The sequence below is a fragment of the Burkholderia sp. D-99 genome (assembly GCF_011605345.1).
Taxonomy (GTDB): Bacteria; Pseudomonadota; Gammaproteobacteria; order Burkholderiales; family Burkholderiaceae; genus Burkholderia.
Genome location: NZ_JAAOXM010000018.1, coordinates 82,426 through 97,248 on the forward strand (window position 1 = coordinate 82,426; position 14,823 = coordinate 97,248).

The 14,823-nt window shown below is 65.4% G+C and carries 11 protein-coding genes; 1 reads left to right on the forward strand and 10 read right to left on the reverse strand.

The genetic code is table 11. The annotated features are described in order from the left end of the window. Window position 1: 1 nt before the first annotated feature. From HAV18_RS36825 to HAV18_RS36870, 10 genes are all read right to left on the reverse strand, one after another. Window positions 2–2,680 carry a type VI secretion system Vgr family protein gene (locus HAV18_RS36825; protein WP_166965610.1) on the reverse strand — a complete coding sequence of 893 codons (2,679 nt, stop codon included), beginning with the start codon at window positions 2,678–2,680 and terminating at the stop codon, window positions 2–4. A 122-nt stretch (window positions 2,681–2,802) separates the two neighbouring features. Then, window positions 2,803–3,924, reverse strand: coding sequence for a type VI secretion system protein TssA (tssA, locus tag HAV18_RS36830; RefSeq protein ID WP_166965611.1), 1,122 nt, complete (start codon window positions 3,922–3,924; stop codon window positions 2,803–2,805). A 42-nt stretch (window positions 3,925–3,966) separates the two neighbouring features. Then, window positions 3,967–6,636 (reverse strand): type VI secretion system ATPase TssH, encoded by a 2,670-nt coding sequence (gene tssH, locus HAV18_RS36835; protein WP_166965613.1) that lies wholly within the window; start codon window positions 6,634–6,636, stop codon window positions 3,967–3,969. 43 nt (window positions 6,637–6,679) lie between these two features. Next, complete coding sequence (gene tssG, locus HAV18_RS36840; RefSeq protein WP_166965615.1) at window positions 6,680–7,780, reverse strand: type VI secretion system baseplate subunit TssG; 1,101 nt, start codon at window positions 7,778–7,780, stop codon at window positions 6,680–6,682. After that, window positions 7,744–9,579 (reverse strand): type VI secretion system baseplate subunit TssF, encoded by a 1,836-nt coding sequence (tssF, locus tag HAV18_RS36845; RefSeq protein WP_166965617.1) that lies wholly within the window; start codon window positions 9,577–9,579, stop codon window positions 7,744–7,746. The genes tssG and tssF overlap by 37 nt, the downstream gene beginning before the upstream one ends. A 77-nt stretch (window positions 9,580–9,656) precedes the next feature. After that, window positions 9,657–10,142 (reverse strand): type VI secretion system baseplate subunit TssE, encoded by a 486-nt coding sequence (tssE, locus tag HAV18_RS36850; protein ID WP_006477092.1) that lies wholly within the window; start codon window positions 10,140–10,142, stop codon window positions 9,657–9,659. Window positions 10,143–10,514: 372 nt separating this feature from the next. Further along, window positions 10,515–11,018: a type VI secretion system tube protein Hcp gene (locus tag HAV18_RS36855; RefSeq protein ID WP_006477093.1), complete on the reverse strand. Its 504-nt coding sequence runs from the start codon at window positions 11,016–11,018 to the stop codon at window positions 10,515–10,517. A gap of 70 nt (window positions 11,019–11,088) precedes the next feature. Then, on the reverse strand, window positions 11,089–12,579 hold the full coding sequence (tssC, locus tag HAV18_RS36860) for a type VI secretion system contractile sheath large subunit (RefSeq protein WP_006477094.1): 1,491 nt from the start codon (window positions 12,577–12,579) through the stop codon (window positions 11,089–11,091). 15 nt (window positions 12,580–12,594) lie between these two features. After that, window positions 12,595–13,110 carry a type VI secretion system contractile sheath small subunit gene (gene tssB / locus HAV18_RS36865; RefSeq protein ID WP_027788514.1) on the reverse strand — a complete coding sequence of 172 codons (516 nt, stop codon included), beginning with the start codon at window positions 13,108–13,110 and terminating at the stop codon, window positions 12,595–12,597. A gap of 54 nt (window positions 13,111–13,164) precedes the next feature. Then, a complete protein-coding gene (locus HAV18_RS36870; protein WP_166965619.1) occupies window positions 13,165–13,800 on the reverse strand; it encodes a tetratricopeptide repeat protein in 636 nt (211 codons plus the stop codon). A gap of 373 nt (window positions 13,801–14,173) precedes the next feature. Here HAV18_RS36870 and tssJ point away from each other — a divergent pair, with 373 nt between their 5' ends. Beyond that, on the forward strand, window positions 14,174–14,785 hold the full coding sequence (gene tssJ, locus HAV18_RS36875; RefSeq protein WP_039352027.1) for a type VI secretion system lipoprotein TssJ: 612 nt from the start codon (window positions 14,174–14,176) through the stop codon (window positions 14,783–14,785). Window positions 14,786–14,823 lie beyond the last annotated feature (38 nt).

The window sequence follows — 14,823 nt, forward strand, 5'->3', positions numbered from 1 at the left end:
TTCACTCTCCCGTCCGTTTGACCTGGCTGGCCACGAACTCGTCAAAATCGATGTTCTTCAATTCCGCCTTGCCTTCCGCGTCGAGCGCAACGCTATGCTCGGTTCCGTCCTCGGTCGCGAACTTGATCGGCTCCCCGTGCGGCACGTTCCCGTCGGCGTCGACATAGCGAATCCGCATGTCCGCCTTGCGGCCTTCCGTCTTGAACGTCTTGTGCATGCTCGTCGGCCCGCTGAACGCGTGCTGCCCGCCCTTCACGTCGATCTGGCCCGGTGCGTGGATCTCGATGTTGCCGTCCTTGATCCGGACATACGCGCCGCCCGACGTCAGCAGGATCTCCTGCTTCGCGACACCCTCGATCGAGGCCGTCGCCGACAACATCTTGATCGCCTTCTGCGCAATCATCTCGACGCTGTCGTTGTGCGCCTGTATCTCGACCGGCCCCTTGCCGGCAAAGAGCTTCATGCCCGCGTTCTGCACGAACAGGCTGAGCTTGTCCTTGACGCTCGCCACCAGCGACTTCCCGCTCGCGAGATGCGTGCTCTGACCGCTGACGAGGTTCACATGCCGGTCTGCTGCCACGTGCGCGCTTTGCTGCGACGACACCCCGATCCCCGCCGGGCTAGCAAACAGCATCACCGGCTCCTTGAACACATTCGCATCGCCTGTCCCGCCACCCGACGTCCTGCCGCCCGACGACGCACCGGCCACGCTGTTCTTCGTCGCATCGGCGAACTGCTTCAGCGCGTCGTGACCGGCGCCGAGACTTTCGGCCTGATGCATTTCACTGGCCTGCGACATCGATTCGAGCAGCCCGTCGGCATCCGTGAGCTGCTGCCGCGCTTCGCTCGCATCGAGCGGCTGGCTGTTCGCCTCTTTCGGATGCGTCGTCACGTACAGCCCCTGCCCGGCACGCACGGCGCCATACGCATCCGTGCGCAGGTCGAAGCCCGAGCCGAGATAGGCGCCGCGCGTGTTGCCGTTCTGTTCGATCAGGTAGCCGAGATGCAGCAGCGAATTCGCGCTGCTGCTGAACAGGCGCGCACGGTTCTGCCCAGTCGCGTCGTCGAGCACCATCTCGTTGTGACCCGATCCTGCATACTCCTTCGACCGGAAGCCCGACAGAATCCCGTCGCTATGCCATTGGGGCTTGGTGGCCCCGTTGTAGACGCGATGCATCACGATCGGCCGGTCGCAGTCGCCGCCGATGTAGCCAATCAGCACTTCCTCGCCGATCCGCGGAATATGCACGCCGCCGTAACCGCCGCCGGTATCCGACTGCATGACGCGCACCCAGCACGACGCGGTTTCGCGTCCGTCGCTCTGCCGGTCCCAGACGAACATGACCTTGATCCGGTTCAGTGCGTCCGTATAGACCTCCTCGCCCTTCGGCCCGACGACGACGGCCGTTTCGAGCTGCATCGCGGGCTTCCGGTGCTCGAACGGGCTGCGATACGGCACCGCCGCGCGTTGCGCTTCGACTTCGACGAGATAGAACCCGGCCGAACCGTCGTCATGCCCGACTTCGAACGCAGCCGCCGTACCGTGACCGGCTTTCGCCTGCGCCAGCTGTGCCTGCAGGCTATGCGGGAAGTTCGCTTCGTGGTCCGAGATCGGCAGGTTGTTCTCGATGTACCGCGACACCTTCAACGCCGCGAATTCCCGCTCTGGCGCCGAATCACGGTCGTGCTCGGGATGATCCGCCAGCGTGAAGCGCCGCCCTGCGTCGATCCCGCGCACACCGCCCACGCCGAAGAAGCGTTTCGCGCGCGACTCCCATTGCTCCAGGCGAATCTTCGACAGATGTTCGCCGCGATCCTGCCCCGCGTACGTGTATGCGCCGGTGTATTCGTAGATTTCCGTCTGGCCCGGCAGATCGCCCTGGCCGCCCTTCGTGGGCAACGTCGTGCCGTTCGGATTGCCGGCCGTCGACGGCGACTTGTAATCGAACGTGCGTGTGGTGTGCAGCGAACTCTGCAAGGTCCGCGACGCGGCCCATTGCGTGAAACCGGCGGTTTCGCCTCCCGTTCCCGAGCGGTCGAACCGCACGGTTTTCGGCGACAGTTCGTCGACCGCGTGCAGGTCGTCGGTGATGACGAGCGTATGCGCGCTGCCGTCCTCCGCATGCCGCCAGAAGCCGAACAGCCCTTCGTCCTCCATCAGGCGATGCACGAAGTTCCAGTCGGTTTCGCTCTGGCGACAGTAGGACCGCGACGGCAGCGGCTTCGACAGCGCGAACTGATAGCGCCCCTTTGCCTGCGGATGCGTATCGAACACGTCGGCCAGGATCGCGTCGACCGGCTTGTCCTGCCAGTACCGCATGTCGCTGCGGAACTGGAGGAAGTGCATCCACGACGCGAAGGTCAGCTGGTAGCCCGACAGGCTGCCGTCCGTGCCGAGCCTGCGCGCCGTATGGACATGGCCGTTGATCGGGAGATACGACTGGTCCGCCTGCTGGATCCACAACGTCATCGGCTTCGCGATCAGCGTCTTGAGCTCGATGTCGCTGGCGGTCGACACGATGTCGAGCACCACGCTGAAGTCGCGACCCAGCTCGGAACAGATCACGGCCCGGCGCGGCACCAGCGCGTTGTTCGGCAGCGACGGGATGTCCGTCTTCAGCAGGCGATCCTGCTGAATCAGGCCACCGCGAATCGCCTGTGCCAGTTCGGTCAGGTTCATGCGTCAATCCACGTTCTTGTCTGCCGCGGGCCCGCCGGGCCCGCGCTCTCAGGAAAAAGCCCTGCTCTCAGGTCGCGACGGCGTCCCGGACCCGCATCGGATGTGCCGCGCCGGCACCGCCGTCACGACTGCTCGTCGGGCCTCACGCCCAGCAGCTCGCGAATGTGCGACAGCGAGCCGTCGTCCTTCACGACGCTCTCGAGCCACTTGTGCAGCGGCATGTCGGCCCATTCGGCGGCCTTGTCGGCGAGATACGCAACCGGGCTGTGCGGCTCGGTCTGGCGGAAATAGCGGGCGACCGCGCGCAACTGGTCGACGGCCTGCGCACGGTTCTGGATGCCGGCGATCATCTGCGTCACCGGGGCGCGCGGAACGGGCTGTGGCTGCACGTGGGTCTCCTCGGTCTGGATCGGATTGCCGAACACCGGCTCGATGCGCTCGGGTTGCGCCTGCGGTGCCGACTGTGTGTGCGGCGCGCTGCCGGTATAACCCTGCTCGCGCGCAAAGCGCTCGGCGAGCCGGTACACGGTCTCGAACGCGTCGCGCGCCTGGCGAAAGCTCGGCGCCGAATCGCCCGCACGCTCGACGAGCCGCTCCTCGAACGCATCGAGCGCGAATTCGAACGCCTTCAGGTTCGCGAGCAGCGCCGTGTAGAACGCGATCGACGTCACGCGCCGCGACGAATCGATCTGCTCGATCGACGGCTTGCCGCGTGCGATGTCGTCGGCGTGTTCGGGGTCGCGCTTGATGGCCTGCGCGACGTGCTGCGCCACTTCCCAGTCGAGTGTGCTGAACGCGTTCGACGCGCCGTCCGTCATCGGTACCGCACGCAGCAGCTCGGCCGTGCGGCCGGACAGCCACGCGACGTTGCCGAGCCGGTGCTCGGTGTCGTCGTCTTCGGGCAGCGGGTGCACGGTGTCCCAGAACTCGCGGCACAGGCCCTCGAGCAGCGCATAACCTTCGGTGAGGCCGGTGATGCCGTCCTCGAGCGCGAGCGCCTCGGTCAGCCACACGGCGAGCCGCAGGTCCTTCGTACGCGTGCGCAGCAGCTCGCCCGCGTGGTCGACGACGAAGCCCCAGTCGGCCTCCTTGATCTCGGTCACCCATTCGCCCTGGTCGAGCGTCGGATCGTCGTAGCGCCGCGCGTCCTGGATCGCGTCGAATTCGTTCGAAAACAGCAGGTCGTCGCCGCTGGGCGACGCATCGCTGATCGGCGTCAGCAGCTCGGGGAGATTGATCGGCATGGTTCGGTCAGTTCATCAATGCGGGGTGTTGCGCGGCCGCGCTCATTCGACGGTGTACGTGAATTCGCCGGCCTCGTCCGCGCGCACCGCGATGCGCGCGATGGCCTCGCCGTCGGCGATCCGGCCAAGCACGTGGCCCGCGATCTCCGGCAGCAGCGTGCCGTTCAGGATATGGTCGACGTTGCGGGCGCCCGAATCGACTTCTGTGCAGCGCGCGAGCACCGCGTCGACGAGCGACTCGTCCCATTCGAACGCCGCCTTGTGGTTCGCCTCGATCCGGCGGCGGATGCGCTCGAGCTTCAGCTCGATGATCTCGGCCAGCACGTCGTCGGAAATCGGGTAGTACGGCACGACCTTCATGCGCCCGAGGAACGCGGGCTTGAACGTCTTGTACAGCTGCGGGCGCAGCGTCTCGGCGAGCGCGTCCGGATCGGGCAGTTCCTCGGCCGGCTTGTTCAGGCACGCCTGCATCACCGCGGTCGACCCGACGTTCGACGTCAGGATGATCAGCGTGTTGCGGAAGTCGATCTCGCGCCCTTCCGCATCGTCCATCGCGCCCTTGTCGAACACCTGGAAGAACATCTCGAGCACGTCGGGATGCGCCTTCTCGACCTCGTCGAGCAGCACGACGGAATACGGGTTGCGGCGCACGGCCTCGGTCAGCACGCCGCCTTCACCATAGCCGACGTAGCCCGGCGGCGAGCCCTTCAGGCCCGACACGCTGTGCGCTTCCTGGTACTCGCTCATGTTGATCGTGACCATCTTGCGCTCGCCGCCGTACAGGATGTCGGCCAGCGCGAGCGCCGTCTCGGTCTTGCCGACGCCCGACGGCCCGACGAACATGAACACGCCGCGCGGCTTGTTCGGATCCTCGAGGTTCGCGGTCGCGGTGCGCACGCGCTGCGCGATCGCGTCGAGCGCGTGGTCCTGGCCGATCACGCGCGCGGCGAGCAGCGGCTGCAGGTTCAGCACGGTGTCGATCTCGTCCTTCACCATCCGGCCGAGCGGAATGCCCGTCCACGCGGCGACGATCTCGGCAACCACGTGACCGTCGACCTGCAGCGGCACCATCGGCTCGCCGCCCTGCAGCGCATGCAGCGCAGCGACGCGTTCGGCGAGCTTGTCGCGGGTGGCCTGCACGTCGACCGGCTGGCCGTCTTCCGACGGGCCGCGTGCCTTGTCGAGCGTTTCTCGCAGTTCGGTGATCTCGGCGACGATCACGCGCTCGGCTTCGTAACGTGCTTCGTCCTTCGCGAGTTGTTCCAGCGCCGCGTCGCGCGCACCGCGCAGCTCGCCGAGCCGCTCGTCGTGCGCCGCGCCGCCGGCCGCCTCGCGCTCCAGCGACGCGATTTCCGCGTCGATCCGCTCGATGCGCTTCTTCGTATCGTCGATCGCCGCGGGCGTCGCGCTGTGCGCGAGCGCGACCTTCGCGCACGCGGTGTCGAGCACGCTGATCGCCTTGTCCGGCAGCTGGCGGCCGCTGATGTAGCGGTGCGACAGGCGCACGGCCTCGGTGATCGCATCGTCGAGGATCCGCACGTTGAAGTGCTTTTCCATCAGGCCGGACATGCCGCGCAGCATCGCGGCCGCGAGCGGCTCGCTCGGCTCCTCGACCTTCACGACCTGGAAACGCCGCGCAAGCGCCGCGTCCTTCTCGAAGTACTTCTTGTATTCGCTCCACGTCGTCGCGGCGATCGTGCGCAGCTCGCCGCGCGCGAGCGCCGGCTTCAACAGGTTCGCCGCGTCGTTCTGGCCGGCCTGGCCGCCCGCGCCGATGATCGTGTGCGCCTCGTCGATGAACAGGATGATCGGATGCGCGCTCTTCTTCACCTCGTCGATCACGCTCTTCAGGCGATTCTCGAACTCGCCCTTCACGCTCGCGCCTGCCTGCAGCAGCCCCATGTCGAGCACGTGCAGCGCGACGCCGCGCAACGGCGGCGGCACGTCGTCGGCCGCGATGCGCAGCGCGAGGCCCTCGACAACGGCCGTTTTACCGACACCGGCCTCGCCGGTCATGATCGGGTTGTTCTGGCGGCGGCGCATCAGGATGTCGATCGCCTGGCGGATCTCGGCTTCGCGGCCGATCACCGGGTCGATCTTGCCGTCGCGTGCGCGTTGCGTGAGGTTGGTCGTGTACGTGTCGAGTGCGGGCGTCTTCGACGGGCCGGCCGCGGGTGCTGCGCCGTCGGCTGCCGGCGCCAGGCCGCCGTCGTCCGTATCGGCCTGGCGCGGCTCGGCCTCGCTCGACCCGGCCGTGATTTCGTCGAACTTGTGCTTCAGGTCAGTCACGTTCATTTCCGCGAACTGCGACGACATCCGCTGCGCGAACTGCGCGAGATCCGGCGCGGTCAGCAGCGCGAGCAGCAGGTGCCCGGAACGGATGCGGCCGAGCTGCGAATCGAGCGACGCGATCAGCCACGCCTGTTCGAACAGCGCGATCAGGTGCACGGAAAACACCGGCGTGCGCGTGTTGCCGGTCTTCAGGCGTGTCAGCTCGCGCTCCAGATCGGCGCGCAGCGCATGCGGATCGACACGGCTCGCGCGCAGCGCGAGCGGCAGGTCACCCGCCGGCTCCTCGAGCAACGCGAGGAACAGGTGCTCCAGATCGACCTCGTAATGGCCGCGCGCCAGGCACGCGCTCGCCGCACGCTCGGTCGCGTGGCGGCACAGCGGGTTCAGTTTCGTGATCAGGGTCTTCAGAGGCGTGCTCATGGCGTCGATCTCAGGTTCGATTGCGTGTTGTTGTCGTTCGTAATCAATGAATCACGTGCAGTTCGTAGCGTGCGTCGGAGCGGTCCTCGATCGCGTCGCGCGTGCACAGGAACGCGTCCCAGCCGAGCCGCGAGCCGGCGCCGAGCACGCTCGCACCGACCTCGGTGCGCTTGAGCACAAGCTTCACCTCGTATTCGAGCGTGACGCCGGCGAGCAACGTCAGCATCCGCTCCAGCGCGACGGCCTGCGCGCCGCCGGGCAGGAAGGCCTCGTAGTCGCGCTTGGACAGCGGACCGACGATGATCCGCGCACGCATGTCACGCTGCCATACCCGTTCGCCGACGAGCGCCGTCGCGCCGAGCACCGCGTTGACCTCGCCGAGCACGCTCAGCTGGTCGGGCGGCACGTCGTACCACTTGCCGACGAACTGATCGATCTTCACCGGCACGCGGAAATAGTCGGACAGCGTGCGCTGCAGGTATGCGGCCGACATCGGCCGGTGCCGCGCGGCCAGCGCATAGCCGGCAACGGCCTCGTCGAGCACGCCACCCACGCCGGCCGCGAGGCTGTCGCGCACTTCGTCGCTCGGCACGCCCGCGATCGCGAGCAGCAGCGGTAGATAGCGCTCGTCGCGATCGAGCTCGTAATGGAACGGCAGCCGGTATTTCTTCCACGCGGCATAGAACAGCGCGGTCGCGCGGTTCGAGAACACGTCGAAGAATGCACGCGCCGCGTGGTCGCGCTTCAGGTGCTCGCGCGCGACGATCTGCTCGGTGTAATGCAGCGGCAGCGCGCCCTGCCCGCCGAGCAGCCCGAAGAACGCAGGCGTCAGCTCGACGTGGCCGAGCTCGCCGGCCGCGAGTGCGGCGCCGCGCTGCTCGCCCGTCTTCAGTTGCGTGCCGTCTTCGTCGAACGAGCGCGCGCCTTCGATCTCGCTCGGCGGAAAGCCGAGCGACAGCGTGTTGCGGAATTCGATGCGCTGCGCGACCACGTCGCCCTGCCGCCATGCGCCAGGCGCATCCGACGCCTGCCGCGCGAACAGCCCTTCGAGCACGCGCACGGCCTGGAAGAACTCGAAGCGGTGCGGTTCGTCGAGCAGCGCGTCGACTACGCCAGGATCGATTCGCCGGTCCGGGGCTTGCATCGGATGATCTCCTCGCCGGTGCGCTTCGACACGACGACTAGTTGAACGAAACTGTTGAGGTGGACATACAGCCCGAAGAAGCTGTCGAGCACGCGCACGAACGAGGCAAGGCTCGCGCCGACGAAGTGCTCCTCGTCGATCGTCAGCCGGATCTCGATGCCGCGCACGAAGGTCGCGAACGGCTTGCCGGGCAGCCACTGCACGGCGCCGCGCTGCTCGACGCCGACGAGGCCGTCGATCTGGCGCATCGACACGGCGGTGCGCCGCAGGTCGTACAGCGTCAGCATTTCCTTCAGCGGCGCGAGGCCGTGCGCGACCAGCGACACGTGATTGAGCGCGAGGTGCGACACGAGCCGCCAGTGCGCGGCGCGGCCGCGCTCGAAGCGCACGCTCTGCGTCGGGCGGCGCAGCAGCGAAATGCCGCTGGTTTGCGCGCCGCCTTCCTGGAACAGGTCGCCGCCTTCGAGCCCGAACGCGAGCATGGCCGGCAGGTCTCGGTTCGTGCACGTGAGGTCGAGGCTCAGCGTGTCGGTCTGCGGCGACGTCGGCTCGAAGTCGATGTCGACGATCGAGATTTCGGTTTCATAGCCGGGGCTCTTCTGCGCGACCCAGTCGTTGCGGCGCGCGAACCAGTAATGGCCGATCCGCGCGGATTCGCCGTGATGCAGCGAATAGAACGGCCGGAACTCGATCACCGATTCCTCGTGCGCCTGCTGCCTGACGAGCTTCACCGAATCGATCGAATACACCTCGTACGCGAACGCGCGCCGCGCCTCGGCGATCACCGGGTAGGACACCGCGCGGTGCGTGATGCGGATCGGCTCGCCGTGCTGGCGGAACAGGTTGACGATCGGCGTGCAGAACAGCCGGAAGTGGCTTGCCGTCAGCAGTTCGAGCAGCCGCGCGACGTGCGAATCGCTGCGCACGTCCTGCAGCACGAGATGCAGCGTCGCGCGCTGGCAGCGGCCCGTCGCGCGCGCGATCGCCGCGATGTCGAAGTCGACGAAATCGAACTTGTCGGGGAACGCGAAGTATTCGGTGAGCAGGCGATACGCGGGATGCGATTTCGCCGGGTAGTCGATCAGCGCGTCGTCCTCGTCGAAGCCGGCGTGCGCGATCGGCAGCTTGCGCAGTGCAGTCCAGCGGCCGTTGCGTTCGGGCTCGACATACGCGCCGAGCACGTTGACGAACAGGCAGTCGGTCAGCGCGGCGACGAACGACTGCTCGCCGTGCAGGTGCGCGCGCAGCGTCGACAGCTTCAGCGCGCCGAGATCGAGCTGCGCGGCGAGCGATTCGAACGTGATCGAGATCACGCCCGTCGCGTTCGACGGCAGCACCGTCGCGCTCGGCGCGAGCGCGACCGGCGTGTAGCGTGCTTCCGAGATGCGGATCGGCGCGAGCGTCACGTCATAGGCGGTGCGGAACCGGCACTGCACGCCGCGGATCGGGCGGCTCTTCAGCTCGGTACCGCGACCGATCACGACCGGCTCGGTCTGCTGGCCGGGCGACGCCGGCGTGAACTGCGCGATCGAGCACGACGGGAACGGCCGCAGGTAGTGCGGATACAGCACTTCCAGCAGCGCTTCGGTGAATTCGGGGTAATCGTCGTCGAGCTTCTTGTTGATACGCGCGCCGAGCAGCGCGAACGACTCGATCATCCGCTCGACGTGCGGATCCTCGCAATGCTCGCCGGACAACGCGAGCCGCGCCGCGATCTTCGGATAACGTTCGGCGAAATCTCGCGAATAGCGCCGCAAAAACGATAATTCGCGCTCGTAATACGGCAGCAATTCTTCCATCGACGACCCCGAACCTCAATATTTCCTGCCGGACCCTGAACCATCACCGGGCGGTCCGGCCCGCTCGGCGGCTTGATTTACTGCATTCTTGCGGCGCGTGCGCGCGTGACCGAATACTGCAGCGTCGACGGTTGCAGCATCGCGTCGAAACTCACCGGCTCCTCGGCCGGGTGCACGACGAGCAGCGCCTGGATCGCGAAGTACAGCGCGTTGGTGGCCTGCTCGTTCAGCTCGAACGTCACCTGGACCTGCTGCAGGCGCGGCTCATGGCGCGCGATGGCCTGCTGGATCGACTTGCAGATGAACGCGCGATCGTAGTGGCTCGCGAGGCTCAGCCCCGCGAAATCGTTCAGCCCGTAGGTCAGCACCGACTTCTGGCACTCCGGCAGCGCGGCCAGCTCGTTCTCGGTGTGCGCGATACGGGTGTTGAGGATCGCCTCGACGTCGCGGGCGACCGTGTTCTTGAGCTCGTCCAGCGACAATTGCCGCATCGCTGCCGAGGCCGGCAGGTGCGGTTCGTCGTCGAACAGCTTGTCGAGAAAACTGGGTTCGAATCGCTTCATAAGGGCCTGTTTCCGCTAATAACGGGCTTGCGAACGTGTGTTGCCGGTCGTAGTGCAAGGAGTGAGGAGCGCCGTTTGGCCGAGCCAAACGCCCCGAAGGAAGTCCCCTTGGGGGACGAGCGACGAACGACGCCGCAATACGGCCGGCAACGCACGTTCCCCTGTTTGGAAAAAATCATTCGTGGGGCTGGCCCCCAGAAGGGCCGATCGCCGCGTCACGCTCCTCGCGAATACGTCGAGTATTCGCTTCGTCGCAATCCTTGCGCTCGGCCCTTCTGGGGGCCAGCGCAAGCCCGTTATTAGCGGAAACAGGCCCTGATGCACAGCGAAAACGGCAACGGGACGCCGCGCGCCCCGTTGCCGCAACCGACCTTAGACCGCGTAGGTCTTGTCGTTCTTCGTCAGACTCCAGGCGCCTTGCGTGTTGCCGCCCTGGTTGCCGCCGATCTTCTGCTGGGTTTGCTTCCACTGCACAGCTGCGTACTTCAGCGAGAACGTCTCGAGCGGCAGACCTTCTTCGCGAACGCTCGGGGCGATGCTCGAGATGATCACGTACTTGAGCTTGACTTCCAGATACTGCACGCGCTTGCCTTCACCGTCAGCGCGCGAGAAATGGACCGTCACCTCGTCGAACGTGGTACCGCCCGAAGCGTGTTGGTACAGCAGCGGGCTCGACGAATCGATTTCCTTCGTGAAAATCATGTCGCCGTGCTCGCAACGCGTCATCGTGTGACCGCCAGCGGTCGATGCGGTTGCCGAACGCGGCTGAACGATCGAGTGATCCCATGATTTCAGTTCGATCCAGCCCTGGTGGTCCTTGTCCGCGGACTCGCCCTTCACCGCGGGACTACCAAACTGCAAGTGCATATGTAACATGGCCCTTCGACTCCCCAAAGAGGTGGTTTTAACGTCCTACCCAGGCGGCCCGCCCGGGCGATCTACTCGCTTATGAATTTGCCGGTTTGGGCAGATCAGCGACAAGTCGCAGAGAAATCGAGAGTTCGTCGAGCTGGAAGTGCGGGCGCAGGAACGCGACCGAACGATACGAGCCCGGCTTGCCCGGAATCTCCGACACTTGTATGGATGCCTCGCGCAGCGGGAATTGCGCCTTCTGTTCCTGCGACGCGTTGTCGTCGAGCAGGACGTACTGCGAAATCCACCGGTTGAGGAAAGTCTCCACGTTCTGCGCCGATGCAAAGCTGCCGATCTTGTCCCGCATCATCGCCTTCAGGTAGTGCGCGACGCGCGATACCGAGAAGATGTACTGAAGCTGGGCGGACAGGACGGCGTTCGCATTCGCGCTATCGGTGCTGTATTTTTTCGGTTTCTGCACCGATTGCGCGGCGAAAAACGCAGCGTAATCCGAGTTCTTGCAATGAACGAGCGGGATGAAGCCGAGGTCGCTCAGCTCCTTCTCGCGGCGATCGGTGATCGCGATTTCGGTCGGGCACTTCAGCGCGACTTCACCGTCGTCGGTCTTGAACGTGTGGGTCGGCAGGTCCTCGACCAGGCCGCCGCCTTCGACGCCGCGGATCGCCGCGCACCAGCCGAAGTCATCGAATGCGGCCGTCAGGCGCGCAGCGAACGCCCACGCGGCGTTGCACCACAGGTACTTGTCGTGGTCGGTGCCGTCGACGTCTTCGACGAAGTTGAAGTTCTCCGCGGTCTGGCCGTCCTTCGGATTGAACGGCAGGCGACCGAGGAAGCGCGGCAGCGTCAGGCCGACGTAGCGCGAATCTTCGGCGTCGCGGAACGACTTCCACTTCGCATATTCGACCGTATCGAACACCTTGCCGAGGTCACGCGGCTTGCCGAGGTCGGAGAACGACTCGAGGCCGAGCAGCTCGGGCGACGCCGACGCGATGAACGGCGCATGCGCGGCCGCCGCGACGTGCGACATCTGCTCGATGAAGTACATGTCTTCGGGCTGGCGCGAGATCTCGTAATCGCCGATCAGCGCACCGAACGGCGAGCCGCCGAACGTGCCGAATTCCTCTTCGTAGACCTTCTTGAACAGCGCGCTCTGGTCGAACTCGCTCGCGCCCTTGAAATCGCGCACGAGGTCGCGTTTCGGTGCGTGCAGCGCCTTGATCTTGATCGTCTGGCCGGTGTTGCTTTCCTTGACCAGGTAATCCATCCCGCGCCACGTGCTTTCGAGGCGCTGGAATTCCGGCGCGTGCATCACTGCGGAAAGCTGCGTGGAGATCAGGCGGTCGAGTTCCGCGACGCGCGCGTCGATCGTGGCCGACAGGTTGTCCGACACGATCACCGTGCCGTCGAGCACCTGGTGCACGAGTTCGCCGATCAGGTCCTTCGCACGCGCATGCTCGGAATCGGATTTCGCGACCTTGCTCTTCTCGACGATGTCGTCGAGCAGCGAGGTTCCCGCGGCGTATTCCGCGCCGCTCGCTTGGGCCGCAGCCGTTTGCTGGTTCATCTCAACACTCCGTCGTCATTCGCCGTCTTTGTCGCCGCCGGTGCCCTTTGCGAGCTCCTGCAGCTGCTGCGTGTTCTTCAGCACCTCGGACAGCAGATCCTCGAGCTTGTCGTTGCCGGCAAGCTTGTTGCGCAGGTCGGCGAGCTTCGAGCGCGCCTCGAGCAGGCGGCGCAGCGGCTCGACCTGTTCGACGACTTCGTCCGGGCTGAAATCCGACAGCGAGCGGAACTTCAGGTCGACCGCGAACTTGCCGCCGCCCTCGCTCAGGCGGTTTTCCACCTGGAACGCGGCACGCGGCTCGATCGCCTTCATCACGTCGTCGAAATTGTCGCGGTCGATGTTGACGAACTTGCGGTCGCGCAGCTTCGGCTGTTCGATTTCGGACTGGCCCGCCAGATCGCCGACGACCCCGACGACGAACGGCAGTTCCTTCACCTCGATCGCATCGCCCTTCTCGACCTCGTAGGTCAGTTGGACGCGCGGCGGCCGTATTTTCTGCAAGCTTTTCTGAATGCTTTCTTTCTTGGCCATCTCGACGGCTCCCAGGTTAGTTGTGGTTATCGCGTCAGTTGCGCTCAGTTGCGGTCAGTTGCGCAGTGCGCCGAACGGATCGCCGCCCTTCGGCGCGCCGCCCGACGACGTGTTCGTCGGCGGCACCGTGGCGGTGGTTTCAGCGGTCGGCGTCGTGACCTTCTTGTGCACGACCGTGCGGGTCTTCTTGATCCGGCCACCGGTGCGGGTAGTCGTCTCCGGCGGGAACAGCGCCGATTCGCCCAGCGTGTCGCGCAGTTGCTTCGCGAGCGCCTGTGCATCGGACTTCGCGTCGCCCGCGAGCGACGAATCCTGGCGCAGCTCGCCGAGCGACTGCGTCGCGATCCGCAGGCCGGCCACGGCCAGCACGCTCTTCGCCTGACGGTCGGTCGCGTCGCGCTGCAGTGCTTCCTGCGCGGCAACGATTGCCTGACCGTAGTGGTTCTGTGCGAACTGGATTTGCGCGATGCGCGACCACGGTTCCTCGCGCGTCGGATCCGACTTCGCGAGCTGCTGATACAGGCCGAGGGCCTTGTCCTGGTCCCCCGCCTTCGCAACTGCGTCCGCGTCAGCCAGCGACTTGTTGAATACCTCTGCAGTCGGCGGCGCGGGAGGCTGGCTCGCACAACCGGCGATCACGCCGCAAGCCACTACTACCCCAGACAGTTTTGCGAAGAGACGGTCTTTCATCGTTATATCCACCGGCGCGTGAGTTTTAAATCGTTGAGAATCTGGTTCTTTTGCTTTGCAAGAAGCGCGCGGGTATAGTACCGATCAATTTTTCATAATTCAATCGTCGTGTGAAGAGTAATTCCTTTTAAAACCGGGCGCTACCCCCTCCAATGGCCGCTCGCTGCAGGCTCGCAGCGATTTTTCTTTCGGCCGGAATGGGCAAGTTTTACTGGTTGCACGACGCACCGCCCGGATGGCGGAAAAATTTTCCGGACGCTTGCCACGACGCGGGCGTGCTTAATAGTTGAACAGTGCAATGCCGGGGATACGCAGCGAACGCGGAAATACCCGGCAGATTTGACAGGGATAAAGGCGGCACGCCGGAAATACGATGAGATCGTTGATGATTCGCTACGCGCTGCCACTGGTTGCCTGCGCCCTTCTGGCCGGATGCGCGGCCGCCCCGCTGCTCGGCTCGGCCGCGAGCGCCGTGATGTCCGCGGCCGGCATCGGCAAGCCCGAGTTGCCCGACGCGCAGAAGCCGCCGCGCAACCTCGGCATCACGCTCGCCGCGGCGCCGAACCTGAATGCCGCGACCGACAACAAGCCGCTCGCGCTCGTCGTGCGGCTCTATACGCTGAAGGACCCGACGTCGTTCCAGCAGGCGCCGTTCGACGCGTTTACGGATCCGACCAAGGAAAAGGCCGCGCTGGGCGCGGACCTGCTGAACGTGCGTGAAATCACGCTGATTCCGGGCCAGCGCTATACGGCGACCGAGAAGGTTTCGCGCGAAGCGCAAGCGTTCGGCATCGTCGCGCTGTTCCGCGATCCCGCACTACAACGATGGAAACTGACGTTCGATCCGGTGAAGTCGGAGAAATCCGGCATAATCATCGGCCTGCATAATTGCGCGATGACGGTCACCGATGGCACGGTCATTGCACCGCAACAGGGTGCGCCTTCGCAACCGCTGAATTTGCTTTCTTCGGTCTCCTGCGGTTAAGCATGACGCACGAATGTCAATTAACAAGAGTTAACAAT

Excerpts from the sequence above, each read along its gene's own strand:
- HAV18_RS36825 (WP_166965610.1), bottom strand. The coding sequence starts at position 2,680 with ATGAACCTGACCGAACTGGCACAGGCGATTCGCGGTGGCCTGATTCAG.
- tssA (WP_166965611.1), bottom strand. The coding sequence starts at position 3,924 with ATGCCGATCAATCTCCCCGAGCTGCTGACGCCGATCAGCGATGCGTCG.
- tssH (WP_166965613.1), bottom strand. The coding sequence starts at position 6,636 with ATGAGCACGCCTCTGAAGACCCTGATCACGAAACTGAACCCGCTGTGC.
- tssG (WP_166965615.1), bottom strand. The coding sequence starts at position 7,780 with ATGCAAGCCCCGGACCGGCGAATCGATCCTGGCGTAGTCGACGCGCTG.
- tssF (WP_166965617.1), bottom strand. The coding sequence starts at position 9,579 with ATGGAAGAATTGCTGCCGTATTACGAGCGCGAATTATCGTTTTTGCGG.
- tssE (WP_006477092.1), bottom strand. The coding sequence starts at position 10,142 with ATGAAGCGATTCGAACCCAGTTTTCTCGACAAGCTGTTCGACGACGAA.
- HAV18_RS36855 (WP_006477093.1), bottom strand. The coding sequence starts at position 11,018 with ATGTTACATATGCACTTGCAGTTTGGTAGTCCCGCGGTGAAGGGCGAG.
- tssC (WP_006477094.1), bottom strand. The coding sequence starts at position 12,579 with ATGAACCAGCAAACGGCTGCGGCCCAAGCGAGCGGCGCGGAATACGCC.
- tssB (WP_027788514.1), bottom strand. The coding sequence starts at position 13,110 with ATGGCCAAGAAAGAAAGCATTCAGAAAAGCTTGCAGAAAATACGGCCG.
- HAV18_RS36870 (WP_166965619.1), bottom strand. The coding sequence starts at position 13,800 with ATGAAAGACCGTCTCTTCGCAAAACTGTCTGGGGTAGTAGTGGCTTGC.
- tssJ (WP_039352027.1), top strand. The coding sequence starts at position 14,174 with ATGAGATCGTTGATGATTCGCTACGCGCTGCCACTGGTTGCCTGCGCC.